The following is a 24,120-nucleotide window of genomic DNA, read 5'->3' as shown; positions in this document are numbered from 1 at the left end:
CTACTACTACTACTACTACATCTTCCAAGTCTGAAGCAACTTCAGCCACAACTTCTGCTCAGCTCAAGGTTACTATGACAGGCGATACAAACTGTGACGGTCAGCTCGACATGGGCGACGCAGTTCTTATCATGCAGGCACTTGCAAACCCGAACAAGTACGGTGAAGACGGCTCTGCCGAGAACCATCTCACTGCACAGGGCAAGGTAAACGGCGATATGGACGGCGACGGTCTGACAGTCGGCGACGCACAGAAGATACAAAAGAAGCTCCTCGGACTTGATTGACCGCGTATCACGTGTTTGAAGAATAACAACTAAGACAGATCTCAGAAAAGCAGCCTTTATGGCTGCTTTTTTGTTAAAATATCCTCCGTATGATTATTCCCGTTGTAAAATATACATCATTTTGCACTGAAAGTATATACTTTTAAGGTTATTTTAAGTTTCAATGACTATTATACAATTACAAATATATATTTTCTATATAATTTTTTATTTAGGAGGATGATCCACATGAACAAAAAACACTTACTGGCAGGTCTCCTGTCAGCAGTTGTCCTGGGAACTGTCTCGGCTGCATCCGCAGCTGCCGCTGACACTCTCTACGGCGACGCAAACTGCGACGGCATGGTAGATATGTCTGACGCTGTGCTGATAATGCAGTCTCTGGCAAATCCGAGCAAGTACGGCGTAAACGGCACTGACGCCAGACATATCACTCAGAAAGGCATCGACCTGGCTGACGTATGTGAAAACGGCAACGGTCTTACCACAAACGACGCACTCTCGATCCAGAACTACCTTTTAGGCAACATCAAGTCTCTCCCCGAGTCCTACAAGAGCGATACACCCTCAAATGAGGACGAAAAGGACGAGATCAAGACAAAGATCCACCTCAGCGATTCCGATATCACAGTTGACGGACAGTACGCTGCTGTTGACGGCTCAACTGTAACTATCACCCACTCAGGCAAATTCACTATCGACGGAACTCTCTCAGACGGTCAGATATGCGTTGATATTCCCGACGAAAAGGCTGATAAAGGAACAGTAAAGCTTGTATTCAAGGGCGTGAACATCACAGGCGTAAATGCTCCTGCTATACTTGTAAAGAATGCAGACAAGACATCAATAACTATCGCAGACGGCACTGAAAATGTCATTTCTGACAGCACAGCCGTATATTCAGGCGATGATATAGAAAGCGCTGTTATCGAAGCAAAGGACGACCTCACGTTCAAGGGCGGCGATAAAGGAACAGGTACCCTCACTGTAAATGCAAACATACAGCCTGCTATCGTCTGCAACAACGACCTCAAGTTCACAGGCGGCGTACTCAGTATAAATACCCTCAACGAAAACAAGGAAGCTGCACCCGACGCTGCAAAGGGCAAGGGCTCTGTAACAGTCAAGGGCGGAACTGTCAATATTTCCGCAAAGGGCGATGGTATCAAGTCCTCAAAGGGAGCTGTTTCCGTTGAAGGCGGTACACTCGTGATCAAGGCCGGCAAGGACGCAATTCAGGCTGAGACAGATATCACGATCTCAGGCGGCGACGTTGCTGCATTCGGTGATAAGGGACTTACAGCCGCAGGAAATGTAAACATTTCAGGCGGTAATGTAGTGGCTACAGCTGTTGAAAAGCAATGCGAAACACTTGCTTCAACGGAACAGGCTGCACTTATGCTCGATTTCACAAAGGAATGGGCAAAGAACAATCCAATTGCCGTAACAGATTCCTCGAACAAGGTACTTATTGAGAAGAATACTCTCAAGAAGTTCAAATATGCTGTCGTTTCCTCCGCTGATATCGCTTCAGATGACCTCAAGGTATTCGCAGGCGGCATAAAGATGAAACACAGCGGCGGAACTTCCTTCAGCAGCGGCAAGCCTGCAAAGTTCACCGATGTAAACAACGATATGGACAACGAGGAGCAGCTCTACGAGGGACTCTTCACCCAGGAAAAGATACATAAGATAGACGTCCAGATAGACGAAGCTGTATGGGAGAACCTTCTTAAAACAGCAAGCAAGGAAGAATGGACTCCCTGCGATGTTACTATCGACGGCGAGACATTCAGGAATGTAGGTATCAGAACAAAGGGCAACAGCTCGCTCATGATGGCAAAGGACGGCAAGTACAGCTTCCGCTTCAAGCTTGACAAGTACGACAAGGAGAACAACTATCACGGACTTACCGAGTTCTGCATGAACAATATGCTCATGGACGCTTCTTGTCTCAGAGATATACTCTGCTATAACGCAATGTACGAAATCGGCGGTGTAGCTCCTCATGCTGCACACACAGATATGTACCTCAACGGCGACCTCTACAGCTTCTATCTCCTTGCAGAGCAGCCGGGAACCACACTTGCAGAGCGCTATGCAGTCGATGACGATTCAGTTCTCTACAAGGCAACTGAGAAAAACGGTGCAGAAGGCGGCTGGGGCGGCTTCGGCGGCGACAGCTACTGCTCGTTCACGGAGAATATGCCTCTTGACAGATTTGATGTCAAATTCGGTACAGACGATGATTTTTCACACATTCAGGCTGTAAAGACAGCTATAAACAAGCTCACACCTACAGATTACAAGTTCATCGAGGACGTTCTCGACGTTCCGAGCTTCCTCAAGGGCTTTGCTGTCAATTCGATATTCTGCAACTACGACAGCTACAACGGCTCTCTTGCACATAACTACTACCTCATGTACTCAGGCGGCAAGATGTACTTTGTAGGCTGGGACTACAACCTCTGTCTCGGAAACTTCACAGGTGCTGCAAACGCAGTAACTTCCGATATCAAGACAAGCCTTTATCAGTCGACCATCGAGGACAGACCTCTTGCAAAGCTGCTCCAGGTACCGGAATACTATGATATGTATGTCGAGATAGTAAAGGACGTACTTGACTACTACAGCGATCCCGAGAAGTACGTTGCTGATTACGCAAAGAAGATACGTTCACACGTTGAAGCTGATCCCCGCTTTGAGTTTACTATTGAAGATTTCGATGCAAACACATCAAAGAGCGAGGAAGGCCTCCAGTACAGTGAAGAAGATCCCGGCAATGCATGGGGCAACTGGGGCGGCTTCGGCGGCGGAGACGCTAATGGTGAAAACGGCGGCGCATGGGGCGGCTTTGGCGGCGGAGATGCCAACGGCGAGAACGGCGCAGCAGGCGGCTGGGGCGGCTTCGGAGGCGGAGACACCAACGGTGAGAACGGCGCAGCAGGCGGCTGGGGCGGTTTCGGCGGCGGAGACGCTAACGGCGAGAACGGCGGCGCATGGGGCGGTTTCGGCGGCTTTGGCGGCGACGCAAGCTTCGACTGGGCTAATGTTGACTGGGAAAATATGGACTGGGGCAACATGGACTGGGGAGATATGGACTGGGGCGACATGGACTGGGGCAACGGTATGTTCGGCGGCGGACAGACCTCAGTAGTCGACTTCCTTATCAAGAGATTTGAAATAATTCTCGAAGCACTCAACAACTGATCAACTTTTTAAATTACACAAAACAGCACTTTCGATTTAGTCGAAGGTGCTGTTTTTTTGCTTTCAAATTGACACATTATAAATATAGTGTTATGATATTAATGAAGGAAAAACATTTTTCCAAAAAAATGTGAAATTCATGTGCGTAAATTCCAAAGTTCATACGTCTAATAGATATAAAGCAAATTTGCCTTAGGATAAATAAGGGGGTAATCTAATGGGAAACGATGAAGAGCGCTACCGCCGTTTCCTTGATGGTGATGATAATGGATTAATAGAAATAATTGACGAATATCATGAGGGAATGACGCTTTACCTCAACAGTATAGTGAACAATATATGCCTTGCCGAGGATATCATGCAGGATACCTTTGTCAAGCTCGCCATAAAAAAGCCTTCATTCAGAGGGAAATGCTCGTTCAAGACGTGGCTGTTCACCATTGCGAGGAACTGCGCTATCGACCATCTTAGGAAGGAACAGAAAATATCAGATTTGTCTCTTGATGAACATCTTAACATATCCGATGTAACAGATACAGAAAAGGAATTTTTTAAGGAAGAGCAGAAAGCTGAGCTGTACAAGGCTATGAAGCGGCTCAATCCCGATTACTATCAGGTGCTCTACCTTATGTATTTCGAGGATCTCGATACCTCGGATATCGCTAAGATAATGCACAAAGCCAAACGACAGGTCAGCGATCTGATCTTCAGAGCAAGAAAGTCGTTGAAAACTGAACTGGAAAGGAAGGGCTTTATATATGAGAGATACTAAAGATATTGCCGACGCCGTATTCAGGATCAGGGACGAATATCTTGAACAAAAGAAAATTAAACATATACACGCTGAAAGAGCCTGCGCCGCTATTTCGGCAGTAGCTGCCGCCGGTATTATCACTGTGGGAGCTGTACATTTTTCATCAGGCGCAAAAAAGCCTGTTGTACCCGAAACTGAAAGCGTTATAGTGACAAGCGTAACAACAGAGGCTGTAACTTCCGCCTCAAAGCCTGTAAATACATATACAACGGCTGTTACCGCGTCAAAGAACGAAAAAGCAGGCACGACGGCTTCTTCCCAAGCCAATGATACGACCTCGCGGATATCGTCGACTGTGACCAAGGCGGCTTCAAATACGAAGCCTGCAGTATCAGCTGCTGCACAGACAGCTCCGAAAGCTGATACATCAGACTCACATACACAAACAACAACCGATATAAACGACATTGATTTCGAGGAGGTAATCAGAATGAAAGTAATAAGCATAAAAAAGTATCTTGCCACACTCTCTGCGGCAGCTATTTCAGCAGGTGCTGTTAATATGCCAGCAAATGCTGAAAATATGTATACGCCGAAAGAGATAGACTCTCTTGCCGACGCAGTCCTTTTTATTGAAGATAATCCCGATCTGATGGACTTTGACGGAAACGGAAAGCTTGACGGCTTCGATGCATACGCTCTCTGCACATATCTTAACGAGCCTGAATCTCTTCCGGAGGGCTGTGCCGAAAGATGCAAGGCAAACGCTGATTTCAATAAGGACGGTGTTATTGATACTCTTGATACCGATCTTTTCAGAGAGATCTGTTATATGAGGTATATATCTGACAGCTTTATAACTTTTTCAAATAATATGAAGTATCTGCTCCCTGCTGATACGGATTATCATGAGCACGTTTACAGAACAGTATCTCCCGACGCTCCTGCCGAAATGAGAGAAGCGCTGCTTAACGAGTTCGTTGACGAAAGCTATACATACGGCTCTGATGAAAACAGGAACGCCTTTATGGACTATTGTTTCCTCAACAACAGACGCTCTGCATTTTCCAGCGAATACACATTTGATAAATACAATGATGCATACTACAAGCGATTTGTTCAGGAAATCGACCGTGTCGGCTACAGCTTTGATGTAAATGAAGACGGTACAACGGATCTGAAGGATCTCTATGATATTTTCATCTATGATGTAGCTTCTGCAGATGATGACAGTCAGATAACCAAGAACTATTATTTCGGACAGTTCAACAATGTCGAAGAAAGAATAAACGGAATGATATGTATCCACGATGATTATGAGCATCCGCTCCGTTCACGTCTCCCCATGCCCGAGGAGTTCAAGGATAAGCTGTGGGCAAAATGCGAACCGATGTACAAATACGTCAACTCTTTCATAGAGTATAATAAAGACGAGTGCAATCTGTCAAACCTGACTGTATTTGAAATGATAGGTAGATATATCCTTGAAAAAACAGAGTTTGACCGTATTAATACAAGCAATATTTATTATGTGGACTATCACGGCAACCTTATGCTTTGCGAACATTCTGTAAGTGAAGCGTTCCTTGGCGCTATCCATAATATTCTTAATCACGAGTTCAACAAGACAGATATCGAGCCCGTAAGCGATCCCCGAAATGAGAATCCGAAGTATCATACTCTTATCGCGGATTATCAGTATATGCACGACAACGATTACCTCAGAGCTGTAAATGCAAAGGCCAAGGAAGAGTTTGAAAGCGGTCTTACAAGCGGGCTATACGACATAAACAAGGACGGCAAGGTAAATTACCTTGATACCTACACTTTTGAGCTGTTCATAAGCGATCTCGCAAACGGCAGGACCGCCGAAGAAAGCATCCTTCCCGCAGATCAGTGGAACTTCATCGATCAGAAGGTAGACCTTGACAAGGACGATATTTCAGGTACTTTCATTGATTTCATGATCTTCCAGTTTACAGTCGGCTTTGCTCACTCAGAACCAAGCTATAAGCTGGATATCTACTATCTCCAGCTCATCGAGCAGAAGGGACTTATAGACATAAGCGACATCAAGCCTTATATCGAAAAGCTCTGCAAGGAAAAGGAAGCCGGCGATGTCGACCTCGACGGCAATATAACAGCTGTAGACGCAAGCAAGGTACTCAATTACTATGCAAAGTCATCTGTCAACGAAGAAGTAAGCACAGTCACAGCGGCTCAGATGCAATATATGGCAGACATAAACACTGACGGTATCGTAGACAGCGTTGACGCTGCCGCTATTCTCTCGACCTATGCTAAAAACTCTGTTGAAGGCTGAAAGATAATAACACCCCTCGGAACAGCGTATGTACACAATGTACATACGCTGTTTTAATATTTACTGAAACACTGTTGAAAAAAGTGCAGATATCATATATAATATATAATAAGTTTTAATAAGAAAAATTTTCTGAAAAATCATGTTACACTTTGGTGACTTACAGCAAGTATATATCATGAAAGCACTTACAGCGCTGAAAGCTTTTGGAATATAACAAAGGGGTGGTCCTATGACAGATAACGAATACCGCAAAATGTATGATAAAGATCCGTGCAAGGCTCAGACGGCACTGTTTGACGAATATCTCAGCTACGTATACGCTATAGTTTACAATAAACTGCGAAGCTGCGGAAGCCGCGAGGACATAGAAGAATGTGTGGAGGACGTATTTTCCGCAGTATTTATAAGCTATGACCGCAGCACCTGCTTTAACGGCGACCTGAAAGGCTTTATAGGCACTATCGCAAATCGCACAGCCGTTCAGATGTACAGAAAGCTCGTCCGTCACTCAGACACAATCTATATTGACAACGAAAACACTGACATCGCTGATGATGAAAGGATCGATGAAAGCGCCGAGCGCAGAGTTCTGAAAACAACGCTGCTCAAGCTGATAAAAAGTCTCGGCGAGCCTGATTCGGATATAATAATACAGAAATACTATTACAACCTGAATTCCGGCGAAATAGCACAGAAGCATTCAATGTCCCCTGCCACGGTACGAATGAGGTGCAGCAGAGCACTGAAGAAGCTGAAAGAGCTCCTTGCAGCCGAGGGATTTGATATAGAGGAGGGAAATATATGAGCAATAATAAGAAAATAGGCTTTGATGTCCTTGAAAACTCGGATATAAACATTATTGAAGAAATTGGTACGGATAAAATGAATATAGATAAAAGCGCAAGAGACAGAATGCTGAAAAACACCATGCGGAAGTATGAAAGCGAAAAGCAGAAGCTCGGCATTTCCTCAGACAAAGCTCCCGAAGATGACAACGGCGCAGATTATGTATCAGGCGTTGAGGTGTATGAGAGCAAAAAGCTCCCGCATATCATTCTTATAGCCCTCTGCTCGGCGGCAGCTGTAGTACTCACATTCGGCTGCATAAAAATGCTGAAAAACAGCAAGCCTATCATTGTTACAGACGATCCGCCCTTTACGGAGTTAACTACGACAACTGCAAGTAATCTTACCACAAGTGCTCTGAACAGGACTACATCGACAACTTCTGACGAAAAAGCGACGGAAACTGACACAAGTACAGGTACGGGAACGGAAACAAGCACAACGACATCAACCACAACGGCTGCAGTCACAGTGACCGCTCCCCTTCCCACGGAGACCTATCCATATGTCTGCCATAATCCGCATATGAACCGCACCGATATCACTCAGGAGGAACTTGACGCAGCCCGTGTCAGGGCTCTCGAATACACCATGAATCATATAGATCATCCTGGCAGCAGGACAATATATGAGCCCGGTCAAAGAGTATACCCGATGTGGAATATCGAGTATTGCAGTGTTGACATTAACGGCGACTCCATACCCGAACTGTTTGTACGATATGAGAACTTCAGCGGCTGTCTCGCATTCATGCTCATATATGACGGAAATGAATACGTTGCCGCAGGAGCGACCGTTAACTGCATAAAGATAAATGATACAGGAGACGTTGATATCACAGCAAATATTTTCAAAATATGCCCGGAAGAGCACCTTATATACACATTGACCAAGGAGGGCGCGCTTTATACAGAGGTCCTTGAGCTAAGTCCCGATAACACTATCACTACTCATCAGGAATATCACGATTATAACGGCTATTATAAAGACGGCCAGCTGATAGCACGATCTAATCCCGAAAACATTAACAAAGACGCGATAAATGAATATGACAAGGATCTGAATACACACAAATGGCAGGATTTAGAATATACACTTTATGCCGAAAAGAACGAGGAAGCAAAGAGCTTCTAGCAGGATGAAGCCGGCTATTTAAATCAAAGGATTTATTAACACTGCTGTGAAACTCACAGCTGACAGGTCTCAGGCGGATGTACGAAGCTGTCTGAGACCTGTTTTGCATAAAAATGTCTGAAATGCGGCATTTCACTTGAAATCCTGAGCCGAATATGGTAAAATTAATAGTGAAGACCGACGACTGTAGTCTGTTCTGTAAACATTCCCTCTTAATCATACATGTTTACAGAAAGTTTTTTATACAGGAGGCTCCATTATTATGTTGAACATCAGCCAGATGAAAGAATGGATATCGGAAACTGTTGAACGTTTTAAAGCTGTCATGCCGGAGATCGACGTTCCGTATCCCGAAATACTTGTAGTAAGCACCAACAAGACCCTCGAAACACGAGCTTCTGTCGTTGAGCGCCTCCGTTCGCCTCAGAAGAACGTTCTCTATATCAGCAGAATGGAGACCATTCACGGCGAGAATGGTGACGCCATACTGATATATCAGAAGTACATGACGGACAGACCAAACAAGTATATCGGTGACAAAGCTTCGTTCCAGCATTATCTGTGGCATGAGCTCGGGCGCTTTTTCGCCATTTATATGGAATGCCCCGGAGAAAACCTGTTCCGCTACATAGACCAGAAACTGCACTTTGAGGATTTCACCAGTCAGCTCGGCTACTGGTTCTGGTCGGAGTTCATAGCTGAAACTATCGCCTGCCGCTGCTCCCCCGATACTGATATTAACACGGAGGATTTCTCAGCTGATGATATAAAAAATGAGCTTAATGCCCTTATAAACGATGCATTCTGCAAATATGAGGACTTTATAGACCAGTTTGCACTTGGCATCTACTATGCAAAGCTCTTTGCAGATAAAACGATACAGAGCTATCGCGAAAGAGAAAACACCTCAGACCTTCTGACTCCCGATATCCCGAACCATTATCTTCCCAAACTGAACGAGCTTCACAAAATGCTGGCTGTACAGCTCTCACAGGAGCAGTACTGGGCAACAAATATCGACTTCGTAACCGATATCGGTCATGTTATAGAGGAGCTCCGAAATATCAAGCTCATGCACTCGTCACAGGAGACATTCGGAAAGCTTCTGCACGGGCTTTCCGGCGCAGCAGACAACACTTGACAAAGGAGCGCGCAAATGAAAAAAAGTTTAATTGCAAGTATATTTACAGCTATCGCCCTGTGTTTTTCGTCATTTTCGGCTTCCCCCACTGTTTTCAGGACAGAAGCGGCTGAAATAAAGTATGAATACGGAGTTTTTCTCGGAGCAGAGCCCGATGACATACCCGAAATGGAAAGCTACAGGAAGATAGTTATCGACGCGCAGTCTTTCACGGATTCGGAGATAAGCAGTCTGAAAAAGGCAGGACATATCGTCTACAGCTATATAAACCTCGGCTCTGTCGAGGAATACCGTGATTACTACGAAACCTACAGCAAGTACACTCTCGGAGTTTATACAAACTGGGAGGACGAAAGATGGGTAGATGTTTCTCAGCCGGAATGGCAGGACTTTGTCGTAAAAACGCTTGCAAAGGATATCCTCGGCAAGGGAGTTGACGGGCTTTTCGTCGATAACTGCGACGTTTACTACAATTACAAAGAGGAAAAGATATTCAACGGAGTAACAGAAATATTAAAAGGCTTCAAGCAAAGGATTGCGCCCATATAGAAGTTTTATCACAACTACTATAAGCAAGACGTTTACAGCAGGCTATAACAAAGAAGGACAGATACTTCCACGAGAGAAGCATCTGTCCTTTTTACGTCATATCAGAACTCCACAACCTGATCAATCTCCGCCATAAGCTCCTCGGTGAGCCTGAGAGCTGCGATGATTTTCTTGTAATGCTCGATGTCCTCAGCGGAGAGCATAGTCTTCTTGCGGTCTTTGAGCCATTTCTGTAACGGCTGATAGCCGCCTATGTACTGCTCCCACTGTGCCTGCGGTACGTTATCGAAATACTGCGTCTTGCTGATGTACACCCTGCCGTTCTTGTATTCGGGCTTCACGACCTCGTTTGTGCCGTCACCGATAAAGCTGTAAGCTGCGGTGTCGAACTCGGTCTGCATTAGGTGGCATTCTCTCAGCTTGCCGCCGATCTCAACCAGTTTCCAGAAGGTTTCCTGATCTGTCGGATACGGTACACGGGGAAAGTCTATTTTCAAGAACTCCTTGTACTTCTCACGGTATTTCGTAGAATGGAGAACAGCATAGATATAATCGAAAAGTTGTAAAGCCATATCATCAGTATACATCATATTTATAGATGATAACAGCTTGGATGCTTCATTTTCTATGATATTTACTGTCCTTGTTCCATAGTCTGGATTGTACCGATATAATGGGAAAGCGTAAGTGGAATCGCCTGCTGTATCAAGAATATGTCTATCGACTAAAGAATCAGTAATGAAGAAATAGCCTAGGCTGATTTGCCTATTTGTTTTAGCTGAAATGATTGCAATATTTGAGTCACTAATCATATGTTGCATGACTTTTATTCTGCTTCGGTCTATTAAATTATCATCGTAATACACATATTGTCTATCAAAAGGTCTATAATCGTAGGTGTGTACTTTTTCGGCATCATATTTTGCTCCCAAAGATGCTATATTTGTCGGAAAGACATTTGAATTCTGATTGACAAGTTTTTTATCATTACCTGATTGTACTCCAACTGTATATAACGAAAATAGATCGCCAATTGAAATACCAGCATAGAATTCATTTTTAACGGAAAAATCTTGCTTTATAAAAAAGTATTCAGGTTCACCTACAGCAACAGATTGAAATGCTATATCTTGTAAAGTATTATTGTTGAGGAACATATATTTGATATCTCGTGTTCCATAAACGTCGAAATGGTAAATATCAGCAAATGTTCCTTTCTTACTATCTTTTGATTTTACAAGAATGATGATACAAACGCCTTGCTTTATATCAAACACATTTTCATCTTTTTCGCCTGAAGGTGTTGTTTCTCCTTTATTTGTATTACCATGTAAATCAAGCACATATATACTGCTAAAATCCATCAGGAGCGTCCATCTCATACCTCTGAAAGTCGAATTGGAAATAAAACCATGAGGGCAAATATATGCTAATACTCCACTTCCGGCTTTTTCAATAAAGGTCTGAGCAAATCTGATAAATTTCACATAATCGTCATTGATGTTTTTGGGATTGCGTTCTTGAAGCTTTATTTTTCCACCAGGTTCTTTTTTGTAATCTTCCATCAACATAGAAATCCACTCGCCTTGATTGGAACTGCTTACGCTATACGGCGGATTGCCAATAATCACATTAATTCCGTTATTCTTCTTCGCCTGATTTGCTTCAATAGACTCAAACGCAAGCGGATCATTATCAAACAGCGTCATCTGAAAATCGTCCTTGCCCGCTTCTTCCAGCGAATTTGTCAGGAACACATTCAGACGGTGATCGCCGCCGAAATCATAGCCAGTATCTTTCAGTACCATAGCGAGCTTCATGTGTGCTACGGCATACGGTGCCATCATCAGCTCAAAACCGTTCAGACGGGGCAGCAGATGCTTTGGAACATACTCGTTCCATGCCTTTCTGATCTGCTCCTCGCTCTCACCCTTGTGCTTGGCTCTGAAATTATCATATATTTGCAGAATGGTCTGACGCAGGAATGTTCCCGTACCAGTTGCGGGATCGAGTATCTGAACCGCAGACACTTCCTTTGTGTCCTCGGTCATGCCCTGACCTCTGATCTTTTCACGCATATATTTCACGGTCTTGGTTTCTTCCGATGCCAGACCGTCTGCAAGTCCGAACTCCGTTTTCAGAATACTGTCAACTGCCCTGACAATGAAATTGACAACAGGCTGCGGCGTATAGTAAACGCCCCTCTGCACCTTCTGTGCCTTGTCGTATGCGGTCAGGAATTCCTCATAGAAATGGATAACAGGATCTTCACGCCCACCACCTGTCTGACGGTTGAAATCGGCAAGTATCAGGTCGGTGTTCGTATGCGTGAGTATTTCCACAACATTAGCGACTTCCAGTTCATCAAAGGTAAGGAGACGCTCAGAACTTTCTCCCAGACATTCTTCCATGAGCCTTTTCAGGAACGGGTTGGTGTTCGGAATGCAGGCAATCGCTTCTTTCACGTTGAAGCTGTCCTGCGTCTTGTCCATGCACCTTGCCGAGAACAAGCCGTAAACAACGGTCTGAGCGTACATATCTGCAAACTGCTGTTTGGTCATATCATGGATAAGATTGTCCTTGAAATCCTTGAACAGCTTATGCACATATCCGTCATGCGTTTCGACAGCATATATGTCAAGTATACGGTCACGGATAGCCTGAGCCTCCGCCGCCAGCTTGACAGTAAGCGAAGCCGAGTCCCTTATGACCTGATGATATGCTGTCACAAACGCCGATGACCACTGTTCATACCATGCCTGCGTGTCAGTAACATCTTTCACCCATGACAAATGCCCGATGTGATCTTCAAAAGTTCGTATCTGCGTGAAATCCTCAACAGCAGGCGCACAGGAGATCATTTTTATCTGAGGAAGTCCTGCGTCCTTATCCTCAAAATGTGCGATACCGATGGTTCGGTTATTATCCGTCCCCCAGAAACAAAGGAACAGAAGGTCTTTCTGCGACCATACAGCGTGTTCAGCGGCGTTTCTTCTCTTGGGGATAAGTCCCGACAGTATCTTACGGAGTGCCGACACTTCAAACTTGTTGCTGTCGAACTCTACGCAGAAGATGCCCCATTTCTGCTCATCGCAGAGCGGCTGTAACTGCCGTAATGATGAAATCTTAGCAAATGCTTCTTCTTTCAGCCCGATATCGGCAGCGTCAAAATCGTATGTAATATCGTCGATCTCATCAAAATCATCAAGGTCGATGTTCCAGTTCAGTTCCTCGGTGAAATATATGATAAGATCGTCTATGCTCTTTATATTTTTGATATCCATATCTGTTACCCCTTATAACATCTGAAGCCATGTGACAAGCTTGGCTTTCTTGCCCATAGGCGCTTGTATTGCTTTCAGATAATTCTTCTTAATGTAATTCTCTATCAATTTGCGTATCTCGGAGAACTGCTCCTCATTAGAGTTAAAGGCTCTGCTCTCGTCACGCTCACACTTGATAGCAGTCCATATCTCATGCAGATCTTCCGTGACCTGCTTGGTTTCCGGATCAACCACATACCAGTGGTAAATACCGTCGCCGTCCGACCATGAGCCGTCAGCTCTCTTGGTAGGCAGTTCATAGCAGAAAAAATATCCCTTCCGTGTTGATGCCATTTTACCGCTGTACATCTTCCTAGGCAGCTCCTTGACCTGTTCAAGATAGTCGGGATTATCCGCTAACAACTGCTGATATGCAAGGGCAATTTCTTCTTCAGCGGAAGTACTGCCCTCATAATGAGAATTGAATTCTTTCAGTGCTTCGTATTCATCATCGGGAGTGAGGAGCTTTTCTCCCTCAATGCCGAATGTCTTGGAAATACGGAGCGTTTTCTTTGATACGGTCTTATACAGCGACAAAAGATCTTCCAATTCCTTTGGCGGCAGGAAATTCCAATAATACGCAAAATCTCGGTCTACTTTCAGTTCGGGGTGGTCTGCAAGCAGACGGGCTTCGGTATCAGCGTCACGGCGGCGGTCGATACGACCTATTCTCTGCATAAGGCGAACAGGATTCCAGTGCAGCTCATAATTGATAAGGCACGATGCGTCCTGCAAGTTCAAGCCCTCTGCAAGTACATCTGTTGCAATAAGTATCTTTATCTCGTCCGTTACCTCTGCCGATGAACAGCCGTTATAATACGGAGCAAAACGCTGTATCATTTCATGGCGGTCACCGGAAGTCTGACCGTCTATCTCGTAAAGATCGGTAAAACCTGCCTTTTGCAACTCACGGTAAATATACTGCGCTGTCGCCTTGTATTCCGTGAAGATGATGACTTTCTTGTTCTGAATGCGTGTATCTTCGTGCAGGATATGCTTTAATTCCCGTATCTTATCATCGTTTTCTGGCTTGAATTCCATCATATCTTCTATGAATTTTGAAAGTGTGTCCATATCCATCATGGTATCAACAAGCAGAGTATTGATATCGAAATCATTGACATCAAAGACTTCCTGCGTATTCCACACATAATCGGGCAGGCTGTCCTCAATATCTTCAATCGAGGTCTGATTTAGAGCTGCATATTCCTCGGCGTACCGCAGAATGTCTTCCTGTTCTGCCTGTTTTCTCTCAACTCGGCGCTTACTGCTTGCGTCAACGTCCTTATAGTCGTTCAAGAACTTGTTCAGACGGATATATATTTTGATACAAGTCTCCTTGAATGCTTCGATAGAACTTTCAAAGCGTTTCAGGAGCAAGATGCGGATAAGATTTACTACCTGCTGTTGACGACCGGTTACCATCTCGTCCATCTTGGACTTGTCCCCGATGAAATAATCATCGCTGTATGGGGAGTATATCGCAAGGGACAGGATCGTTATCGTCTTTCCGTTCTTATCCTTGCGGTCAAATGACTCCTTGAAGTCCTTTATCAGTCTGCCGTATGACTTTTCAAGAGAGTAGTTCGCAACTGTCGGCGGTTTTCTCTCGGAGAAAAGGACATTATTACCTTGCTCAGTCAGCAGACTCCGCTTAACGTAGGCACGACTGCGCTGTACAACAAGCTCCGTCACAAGTTTGTCTGCGCGGATAATATCGCCGGATATATCAAGGGAATCGCTGATAGCTGTACCCGATACCTGATCGAGCTGCTTCTCCATCTTTTTGAAATGTCCTGCAAGGCTATGTATGCCGAGAGGAGCAGCGGAGAAATAATCTTCCTGCCTGTGGGTGAACAACTCAATAAGATGCTGTAAATCGAGGAAACTGTTATTGATCGGTGTGGCTGTCAGCATAAACATCTGCTTTTTACAGCCTGCCTGCATCATATCAAACAGCTTTCTGTATCTGTTGGAGGAACGGTTGCGGAAATGATGTGCTTCATCTATGATAATAATTTCCGCCTGCTGTGCGATCTGATTCATCAGATTTTGATTTTTATCAAGCAGGAGATCGGTATGGTTGATGATCTTAAACGGGTAGAAGCCCTCCAGTATCTCAGGGATAAGCCGTTTTATCGTTACTTCCCATACGGATACCCTTGCAGATGCAGGGACGATAAGAACAACATTTTTACGTTCTTTCTTTACAAAACGCTCTATCAGCATCATGCCAACATAGGTTTTGCCCAGACCTACGCCGTCACACAGGAAAGCTCCAGAATAATGCTCGGCTATCTGAATCAGGCTGTTATAGCCGTCCTTCTGATACTGCGACAGCCCTTTATATACGACCGATTCGTTTTCTTCCCATTCGGATACTGTTTCCTCATGGCTTTTGAAATACTCATACATAGCGCGCAGATAAACATCATAAGGGCTGAACTCACGGCAGTGCATCTCCATGACCTTTAACACAGCCTCGGTAATATCCGTGCCATTCTGCCAATGCTCATCAAACCAGTTCTGAAGCTGTTCTACTTCATCTTTTACCTGAACATTCAGTTCAATATTCTGTGTCAGTCCTGCCTTAGTAAAGTTGCTTGAACCGACCAGGGCATAGCCCGAAGGAACATTCATTGCAGAAATGAACTGATCTCTGTATTCATCACGGAAATAGGTGATATATGCCTTAGCGTGAAATTTATTGCTGTCATATACACGGCACTCGATCTTGCCGGACTTCATAGCCTTTATGATAGCCGGAACGCCAATAAGGAATTCATTCTTTTCCTGTTCACGCTCCATACTGGTACGGAAACGCTCGATCATAGTCTGTGCGACTTCCTCTATGACATCTTTGGTACGCTTAGTTACTTCGTTGCCGAGGATAATGCGTATCTTGTCGAGTTTATGCCAATCTTCCCCTAAAGTGAGCAGTCCGCCAATCTCAAAGTATCCCGTAGCAATGTCCATCTGCTTTGAGATAGAACACCATTCAGATAAGTAATTCTTTACGGAAGCCTTTTCACTGCTGTTGTCAACTATATATAAAGTATCGTGTGCCATTGCAATCCCCCTGACTATTGCATAATTCAGGGATAACTGTTCATTCTGCCTGCATACCTGATAAATGCGGTGATATACTATGTAAAGTATCTGGGGAGAAGTTGGTTTTCTTGAAATAGATACATTCAGGATAAAGCTCACAAAGCAGCGTAAAACCGTCACTTTTCACTTTTCAAGATGCTGTTCTGACAACAATTTACAACTGCATACACATATTCATCAGCCTGCGTTCATAAGTGCGGTCGGGGTGGATATATCGGTTGAGTGTCAGGGTAACGCTGCTGTGACCGAGGACGGCTGACAGCGCTTTGACGTTGAAGCCTTTCTCGGCTGAATTGGTCGCAAATGTGTGGCGGAGCTTGTGATAATTGTGGCTTTCTACCTCCGCCGATTGCAGTATCTTCTTGTAGCGGTACTGCATCGTGCGAGGCTCAACAGGCTTGTCCGCCCCCGATAAGATGAAATAATCGGCTTCATCACGGAACATTTCAAAGTATTTCATCAAAGCATCGGGAATCACAATATCTCTGAATGAGGTCGCAGACTTCGGAGCGGAGATCACGATCTTTGTCTTCCTGTTTCCGTTAGCAGAACTGATACGCTGAACAGTCCTGCGGATATGCAGTATCTTGTTCCGAAAGTCCACATCTTCCCATTTCAGACCACAAAGCTCACCGATACGCAGTCCCATAAAAAGCGACAGCAGGATACCGAAAGCAGTCAGCGACATATTAGCTTTCAGATATGAAACGAGCTTTTTCTGCTCAGCATCGCTGATCTTCTCAACCTGCTTTCTCTCGGCTTTGGGGAGAACAACATTTTTCAGCGATAACCTGAACCCATATTCCTCCTGTGCATATTTCAGCATCGTTTTGAAAACAGTAAATATATCCCTCACATAGCTTACAGATAACCCGTCTGCGAGCTTTTTGTTTATAAAGGCATTGATCCTGCCTGCGGTCAGGTCGGCACATGGAATATCCCCGAATTCGGGCAGAATGTGCTTTTCATACTTATTCTGGTAATTGGCAAGTGTGGATTCCTTGACACGGTTTACCACAGCATTCAGCCATTCCCGATACAACTTGTTGACAGTGATATAGCTGCCCGACAGAAAGCGTGTGGCTATCTCACGTCCTATCAGCACCTTGCTTTCGGCTTCTTCGTAAGTCTTGCCATAAACATAGTGATACTGTGCTTTGCCGTTATCGGCGTATTCAGCGATGAACTTCCCGACATACCGCCCGTCTTTACGCTTTGTAATAGTTACACCTGTTTTCTCCATTCAGTAGCCCTCCAATGCCCTCAGAATAGCAATCTGCACATCTGAGTCAGTCCTCTTGTATACAAACCGCCGATTTTCAGCCCGATACTTGAAAATTCCCGATAAATCCTGTATAATATCATTATGGGATACTATGTCTTTCAAAGCAAATACCTGTTAAAATATGCGGATTTCGTAAATGTATCTATTTTGAGAAATCGGCTTTTCTGTATTATATACGGTTACTGCGCTGAGGTCATGTAGTATGCGCGCCGGTATTGCGCTACTTGTGCGCTGAATATGTGAAAAAAGCTACCTGCATATCATCGCAAGTAGCTTTTATAATGAAAAAGGAGCATTGCTTATGATATGCAATGCTCCTAAAAATATAGGACAGTAATATTAATGTAGTTAAATGAGTTCTTCTTTTAGTAAAAAGCCCATTGTCGAACCTTTAGAGATAAGAAAATCAAGAATCTTTACGACTTTTCTTTTAATCGGTATACTGGTTTGAATTGTATCAACGTGAGTGTTCATATAAGAAAAAATGTATTCTTCAATGTAATATAATGTGTTGTCAGGAAGAGTTTTGACATATAAATGTGGATTGTTTGTTATTATATCATTAATCCAATCTATGCCTGTTTCTATGAAAGTAGTTTTTCCGACTGTATTCAGAACTTGCGAAATAGCAAAAAGAATAGTGGGATTGTAACCTAATCTATTTGCTACAGCAAAATAGAAGGTATTATTCTGCGGCTTAAGAGAATGCCAATGCGTTGTATTCTCTTTCCAAAATGGACTATATAGTAAATACGTTGCCAAAACATCTTCATAGCCATAGCCAATATGAACAACTGTGTTGATGCTTTTATAATCGTCAACATTTTTTTCGTATTCTTGATAGAAATAGTCTTGCATTAATGTCCATAAATCCCAAAACGCATCATATCTCGGATTAATATCTTCTGCATTTACAATATCAGATAATAACTGGTCGAACTCTCGATTAAACCCTACTAATGGCATAAGTGTTTGAATAATCGTACTTCTTCCATCACTGTAAATATTTAACAGGTATTCCGCAAGCCATTTTTTATACTCGTTTTCCAGCTCGAATATTCTGTGTAATCTATCATCATGTGTATCATGGAATAGTTTCTCCCAAAACTGTTCACCGATAGTTATTACAAATCTTACTATACTTGTATCATGGGAATCTAATAATGTGCTTAGGTATATTCTCGTATTATAATCAAGCACCGATAAATCTATTGATTCAAGCGAATATTCGTCCATAGATAATAGATCTGCTATATTATCCTTATCAGAATCAACAAATGCAACCACATCGTTCCCATTGAATGAAGCTATAAGCTTTGAAAAAACTATAATCAGCTTGAAAGCTAAATCTCTGTCTTTCTTCCACAGACCAGACAATGGATAGATCATATTGTTTCCGATCTGTTTGCGATAATCAAGCATAAAAGCAAGAAGTATGATAATCGGATTCGTCCATTCAACATCATTGTCGCTCTGATTCACCATATTCGATATTTCTGACATGATAACCGCTTTAACATCGTGATTAAATAAAGCGTTTGAACTATTCTGTACAAGACAAAAACCAAGTTCTAAGATGGCGTTCTTACAATAGTCGTACTGATCGGTATCAAGTGTTCCGCTAAAATCTCGTAAAAGGACAGCTATCGTATATGTAATCATGTCAATACTCAGCAGTGGTAAATCTTCTTTATCAGACTCTATCAGTGTTTTAGCAGCCTCGTATGCTGATATGGGGCTATCTTCGTATTTGCTGTAAGTCTTGTACTTTTCATCATGTTTATATCGAGATGAAGCCCAGAGCAATAATGCAGTATCACCTAACTTTGAAGCATATTCTCCGCTGCTTTTTTCGGCATATTCAATAACTTTTGGTGGCATATCTGCCTTCATTGGAATACTGAGTTGCTTTCCTTTGACAATTGGTTCTCCGACTTGCTTATATTTTCTCAAATCAATCCGATAGAAACACGCCTGATGAATTGGGTGCCATTTATCAATATCAATTGATGCGTTGTCAATAGCTGAATATAATCTGTCACGGCGTTGTTTGAATTCATCTTTCGATAAATCACCTGAATATACTTGGTACTGTAGAATAATGTCTTCGAAGGCCTTTTTCCGGAATTCTTTTTTGTTGGTCATAAGTCTCTCATTATCGAATATTTTGTTTCTCGGTCTCAATCCTCTAAACATATTTGCTTCATGTTCGCATAGAAAACGTGATCTATCAAGAAAGAACAGTTCTTTAGTTTTTAATAATATACAACTTACTTCAAATAATTTATTGGGATAAGCGATTACAGCACTCATAACTACTGCTGTTATTGCGACATTATTACTATTTCTTAACATATACAGGCACAATGCTGTTGAAACTTCTTTTGGAAATTTTTCGACATATAATAGCACATATTTTTCAAACGCCATAAGTAACGATTCTATCAGATTAGTAGCAACACCTGTTCCACGATAGATTTTCCATAACCTATCGCTGCATATTTGTGAGATCATTTCTTTTTCATTCAATATAATCTGAATCTCATCGCATTCACCATCTTTTTCGTTCAAAGCCGATTCTTTATAAGCTGTTGCCGCTTTATTTGTAAGGCCAATAATGAAATCAATAGTTTTCTTCGGGTCTGCCTGCAACAACGCCCAAATTGGGGTCTGATATGCACTTGGTGGATAGTATTCAAACTGAATGTGATCATTAAACCCAAAATAAGAATCCAGTTTTGGAGATGAAAAGTAATCATTATCCTCTTTATGCAGCCAATATGTCCATGCTAATTGCAGTATCTTTTCAGGAATGGCATCACATACTTTTCCACATTCATAGATGTTTGAAAGTGACTGTGTTAAGAATACATAATCCGTATCTCGGTGGCTGAAAGATTTGTTACTAATAATATTATCAACTAAGGCGGCTAACTCATCTTTTAACTCTATAGCTGCAAGCAGTATGATGGTATTGATTGATTTATACGTAGAATCATCATATAAACCAAACCTTAGTTCACTCTCTTGCCATAGTTTGTCTTTTAAAGATAAAGCAATATGACCTACTATACGAGTTGTTTCTCCTGTGGGATTGCTTCGTACCCATGATCCCATTGCTTCTATAACAATGCTCAAGTTTTGCTTATGCCACGGTATTAAATTTATATGTTTGACGATGTAATTAAATATAGTGTTCCAAGCTCTTCCTGTAGGTTCAGTGAAGCGATAGGTACTTATTTTTTGAGTTCTAATCAGTTTGAGATAGTCAGCATTTCTTATGACACATTTGCAAGCAGTATTCAGTAAGAATACTGCTCTCGTAAATAATTCATAAGTGTTTAAACTAAATAAGGACTCCATAATGCTAAAGGATTCGGCATCTTCAGCGTTCATCAGCGCAATTATTGTTTCATCTTTCCATAACTGCTGGAATGCAGGATTAACTAATGAATTTGAAAGCGTAGATAAAAGGTTGCTGTCAGCCTCCTTAAGTTTAGTTTCAAGCCATATTCGATACATTTTCCTTGAACGTAGGGAGTTGGCAAAAATATCCGTTATCTTCTGAAGGTCATAACTCTCATCATATTTTTCCTCTAAAATATGATTTACAACTATTTCCTCATATACATCATGACTAAATACCCACAGTCCGGGTGTATCACCATACGGAATGATAATCCCCTGTTCTTCCAGTAGTGAAAGCACTTCTTCATCATCTGAAGCTTGCGCCTTATAACAATATGCTTCGTTATTCAATAAGGTCGAAGCCATGTTCTCAATAAATGCTTCTCTCCTAATGGGGAGATTACGCTGTCTTTGCCGATCGTTCCGTATGAATTGTTTCCATATCTGCTCTGTAAATACTTTTGTATCCGACGGTACTGTTGTTCCGGCTGATAATAATTCTAAATACAGCTTCAGGTAGAAAAGATTACAAAGGATACCACAAACCTTTTTATTTGAAGGAAGTTCAAAATCATAATTGCCTGATAATGCTGTTAGTTTTTCACTATCAATGTTTTCTATACAGAATTCATCAATTATAATTCCATCAAGGATTGCATTTATGAAACCATTTTTATACTGTTTTCTAATGGTAATGATTATCTTCCAACCAGATTCGATTAATCTATGGATAGCATTCCTAAATATATCAAAATCGAAAAAGTTACTATACTTTTCTGCCGATTCAATTAAACAATACTTGTTGCTATCTGATTCATATAATGAAATCAAACCGTCCAAACCACAATTACCAAACTGATTGAACAATGATGTTTCTTCCTTAACATCAAAATCGGAAGCAGAAAAGGCTAAGAAACTTGTATCATGCTGTTCAACCACTCGCTCGTAAAAGTCTTTTACATATCCTGATTTGCCAGTACCTGCATTACCATAAACAACAAGAGCGCTGTTGTTTGACTTAGTAAAACCATGTATCGCCGTTTGTGAATAATCGATTTTTAGAATTCTATCTTTATAAGGTATTTCGGATTTGATGTTACTTATGATTGAAACCGTTCGTTTTTGTATTTTTTCAGCAAATAATCGAAGCGTTGAATCGGGATCAAAATAGAATTCTCTTAACATACATAATTCAGGATTATAAAGTATTGCTTCAATATGGCTAGGAACTCGCCATTCAATATTAATACCTAAACTTTTTCCGTGATTTTCAATTTCATCTTGATAATCTGGCTTTACTTTTCCTTTAGTTTTGCTCGTAGAGAATTCCTTGTTTGTATAAATAATAAACTTGGTAATCCCTGCATACTTATCTTTAGCACCATCTATTGCTTCTATAAGCTCCTTCTTTTTTGAAGATAGTTTTGTTGCGGCGTCATAATACTTTGCCTGAAAACCCATAACATCACCATCATCAGTCTTTATAGGCTGAGTTTCAATATAGGGCTGATTAAAATAGCGAAAGATACCGAATTTCTGCTTAAACTCAAAACAGAAAAGTGTATATGCAAGGCTTTCAAATGTTTCTCTTTGCTTACCGGAGAATTTATAATCAAATACATTCCAATCAACAGTGATACTTGCCATAATACAATCCCTCCATCCCGAAAATGAGTTGCTTATTTCCTTTATTATAGCATATTTCCTGTTTACAGTCAATTTATAAATCAAAAAAGACAGGCTCACGATAGTAAGCCTGTCGAATTACATTATGGGTACTGTGTTCAATTATCTGTGACTTTCATAAACATTACCAAGTCAGCCATATCCTCAGAAAATCTGACCGGAATTAGTATCCACTTTAACAGCAAACTTATTCTGGAAGTGCAGTTCCTCCACAATAATAACTGCGGTATTATCAGGAGCCTTCCTGAGCGAGCCGACAAAGGTTATCTGTCCGCCCTTTGAGTAGAGAAAACTCACGGACTTAGCGTTGTCATCGAATGCAAGGCAAGTGAATATATCTGTCTCGGTCGTTTCAATGCCATTGCGTTTTGGCTGGTCTACTGCGATACTGAATTTGCAGTAGCTGTAATTCTGCTCAGTTACAACGTTCAAATCGGTGGTGATGCGTCCTGTCATCATTATTTTGTTCAGCATAGTCTTCTCCTTTCAATCCTCATCACTACATTCATCAAGTCCATGTATGAGCTGAATATAAATGCATTCTGCCCGATCTCGTTCCTCGCCCGCTGTAGTCATCATGAGTTCAAGGAAATATGCTTTTGCTTCTTCATAGTCGGTCCAGACCTCACGCCTGCCGTTGCATACGGTAGTGACCTTGTTTGTTCTCGGCATTGCCAATTCAGGTGTTTTCAACATAGCTGTTACCTCCAAATCATTATTGTAGATACAGTATATACCATAATTCTTCTGGAGTCCAGCTTTGCAGAATGATTGTAACCATTCTTGTGAAATGCGCAGCAATTTCAAAAGCCAGTCCGGTACATAGCGCACATATCGAATTTCATCGCCGTCGGGAATTATCCTGACGGCGATTCTCATATTCTGCTCAATGTTTTAGCTGAACCACCTTTGTTTGCAGAAACATCAGCGGACGCCAGAGCTTATCGCCAAGCTCCTTGATCTCCTCAATATCTTCCTTGTAAACCTTGTTCGTGACATTTGCACGGTGGGCAATTTGGTTGATATTGTTGGCGATATTATTCGCAAGTACAGTGAGCCG

General features: G+C 42.4%; 14 protein-coding genes and 1 pseudogene. 8 read left to right on the top strand and 7 right to left on the bottom strand.

All coding sequences use genetic code 11. From position 1 onward, the window contains the following. The 8 genes and pseudogenes from IKW96_RS08195 to IKW96_RS08160 form a co-directional block, all read left to right on the top strand. Window positions 1-287 (top strand): annotated as a pseudogene (locus IKW96_RS08195) (hypothetical protein); the annotation flags it as partial. A 228-nt stretch (window positions 288-515) separates the two neighbouring features. Further along, on the top strand, window positions 516-3,497 hold the full coding sequence (locus IKW96_RS08190) for a carbohydrate-binding domain-containing protein (RefSeq protein ID WP_296573008.1): 2,982 nt from the start codon (window positions 516-518) through the stop codon (window positions 3,495-3,497). A 217-nt stretch (window positions 3,498-3,714) separates the two neighbouring features. After that, window positions 3,715-4,269 carry a sigma-70 family RNA polymerase sigma factor gene (locus IKW96_RS08185; RefSeq protein ID WP_296573006.1) on the top strand — a complete coding sequence of 185 codons (555 nt, stop codon included), beginning with the start codon at window positions 3,715-3,717 and terminating at the stop codon, window positions 4,267-4,269. Further along, window positions 4,256-6,574 (top strand): dockerin type I domain-containing protein, encoded by a 2,319-nt coding sequence (locus tag IKW96_RS08180; RefSeq protein ID WP_296573003.1) that lies wholly within the window; start codon window positions 4,256-4,258, stop codon window positions 6,572-6,574. Before IKW96_RS08185 ends, IKW96_RS08180 begins: the two co-directional genes overlap by 14 nt. Window positions 6,575-6,806: 232 nt before the next feature. Next, window positions 6,807-7,382 (top strand): sigma-70 family RNA polymerase sigma factor, encoded by a 576-nt coding sequence (locus IKW96_RS08175; RefSeq protein ID WP_296573001.1) that lies wholly within the window; start codon window positions 6,807-6,809, stop codon window positions 7,380-7,382. Beyond that, a complete protein-coding gene (locus IKW96_RS08170) occupies window positions 7,379-8,557 on the top strand; it encodes a hypothetical protein (protein ID WP_296572998.1) in 1,179 nt (392 codons plus the stop codon). Before IKW96_RS08175 ends, IKW96_RS08170 begins: the two co-directional genes overlap by 4 nt. A gap of 262 nt (window positions 8,558-8,819) precedes the next feature. Next, on the top strand, window positions 8,820-9,698 hold the full coding sequence (locus tag IKW96_RS08165; protein WP_296572995.1) for a hypothetical protein: 879 nt from the start codon (window positions 8,820-8,822) through the stop codon (window positions 9,696-9,698). A gap of 15 nt (window positions 9,699-9,713) precedes the next feature. Then, entirely contained in the window at window positions 9,714-10,247 is a 534-nt protein-coding gene (locus IKW96_RS08160) for an endo alpha-1,4 polygalactosaminidase (protein WP_296572993.1), read from the top strand. 101 nt (window positions 10,248-10,348) lie between these two features. On the opposite strand, the gene IKW96_RS08155 is transcribed toward IKW96_RS08160, so the two are convergent. The 7 genes from IKW96_RS08155 to IKW96_RS08125 all read right to left on the bottom strand — a co-directional run bounded on the left by IKW96_RS08155 (window position 10,349) and on the right by IKW96_RS08125 (window position 24,084). Continuing rightward, window positions 10,349-13,531, bottom strand: a complete 3,183-nt coding sequence (locus IKW96_RS08155) for a type ISP restriction/modification enzyme (RefSeq protein ID WP_296572991.1) — start codon at window positions 13,529-13,531, stop codon at window positions 10,349-10,351. 12 nt (window positions 13,532-13,543) lie between these two features. Then, on the bottom strand, window positions 13,544-16,639 hold the full coding sequence (locus tag IKW96_RS08150; protein WP_296572989.1) for a helicase-related protein: 3,096 nt from the start codon (window positions 16,637-16,639) through the stop codon (window positions 13,544-13,546). Between the two features lie 196 nt (window positions 16,640-16,835). Beyond that, window positions 16,836-17,924: a site-specific integrase gene (locus IKW96_RS08145; protein WP_296572987.1), complete on the bottom strand. Its 1,089-nt coding sequence runs from the start codon at window positions 17,922-17,924 to the stop codon at window positions 16,836-16,838. A 390-nt stretch (window positions 17,925-18,314) separates the two neighbouring features. Continuing rightward, complete coding sequence (locus IKW96_RS08140; protein ID WP_296572985.1) at window positions 18,315-23,021, bottom strand: hypothetical protein; 4,707 nt, start codon at window positions 23,019-23,021, stop codon at window positions 18,315-18,317. A 183-nt stretch (window positions 23,022-23,204) separates the two neighbouring features. Next, window positions 23,205-23,534 (bottom strand): single-stranded DNA-binding protein, encoded by a 330-nt coding sequence (locus IKW96_RS08135; protein ID WP_296572982.1) that lies wholly within the window; start codon window positions 23,532-23,534, stop codon window positions 23,205-23,207. Between the two features lie 12 nt (window positions 23,535-23,546). Further along, window positions 23,547-23,756 carry a hypothetical protein gene (locus tag IKW96_RS08130; protein WP_296572978.1) on the bottom strand — a complete coding sequence of 70 codons (210 nt, stop codon included), beginning with the start codon at window positions 23,754-23,756 and terminating at the stop codon, window positions 23,547-23,549. Window positions 23,757-23,946: 190 nt separating this feature from the next. Next, a complete protein-coding gene (locus IKW96_RS08125) occupies window positions 23,947-24,084 on the bottom strand; it encodes a hypothetical protein (RefSeq protein ID WP_296573010.1) in 138 nt (45 codons plus the stop codon). Between the last annotated feature and the right edge of the window lie 36 nt (window positions 24,085-24,120).

It is taken from the genome of Ruminococcus sp., from assembly GCF_017549005.1.
In the GTDB taxonomy this organism is placed as follows: domain Bacteria; phylum Bacillota; class Clostridia; order Oscillospirales; family Ruminococcaceae; genus Ruminococcus.
Note: the sequence above shows the minus strand (reverse complement) of the source record. Positions and strands in the feature narration are given on the sequence as shown.

Excerpts from the sequence above, each read along its gene's own strand:
- IKW96_RS08140 (WP_296572985.1), bottom strand. The coding sequence starts at position 23,021 with ATGGCAAGTATCACTGTTGATTGGAATGTATTTGATTATAAATTCTCC.
- IKW96_RS08175 (WP_296573001.1), top strand. The coding sequence starts at position 6,807 with ATGACAGATAACGAATACCGCAAAATGTATGATAAAGATCCGTGCAAG.
- IKW96_RS08135 (WP_296572982.1), bottom strand. The coding sequence starts at position 23,534 with ATGCTGAACAAAATAATGATGACAGGACGCATCACCACCGATTTGAAC.
- IKW96_RS08190 (WP_296573008.1), top strand. The coding sequence starts at position 516 with ATGAACAAAAAACACTTACTGGCAGGTCTCCTGTCAGCAGTTGTCCTG.
- IKW96_RS08145 (WP_296572987.1), bottom strand. The coding sequence starts at position 17,924 with ATGGAGAAAACAGGTGTAACTATTACAAAGCGTAAAGACGGGCGGTAT.
- IKW96_RS08150 (WP_296572989.1), bottom strand. The coding sequence starts at position 16,639 with ATGGCACACGATACTTTATATATAGTTGACAACAGCAGTGAAAAGGCT.
- IKW96_RS08155 (WP_296572991.1), bottom strand. The coding sequence starts at position 13,531 with ATGGATATCAAAAATATAAAGAGCATAGACGATCTTATCATATATTTC.
- IKW96_RS08185 (WP_296573006.1), top strand. The coding sequence starts at position 3,715 with ATGGGAAACGATGAAGAGCGCTACCGCCGTTTCCTTGATGGTGATGAT.
- IKW96_RS08170 (WP_296572998.1), top strand. The coding sequence starts at position 7,379 with ATGAGCAATAATAAGAAAATAGGCTTTGATGTCCTTGAAAACTCGGAT.
- IKW96_RS08130 (WP_296572978.1), bottom strand. The coding sequence starts at position 23,756 with ATGTTGAAAACACCTGAATTGGCAATGCCGAGAACAAACAAGGTCACT.
- IKW96_RS08165 (WP_296572995.1), top strand. The coding sequence starts at position 8,820 with ATGTTGAACATCAGCCAGATGAAAGAATGGATATCGGAAACTGTTGAA.
- IKW96_RS08160 (WP_296572993.1), top strand. The coding sequence starts at position 9,714 with ATGAAAAAAAGTTTAATTGCAAGTATATTTACAGCTATCGCCCTGTGT.
- IKW96_RS08180 (WP_296573003.1), top strand. The coding sequence starts at position 4,256 with ATGAGAGATACTAAAGATATTGCCGACGCCGTATTCAGGATCAGGGAC.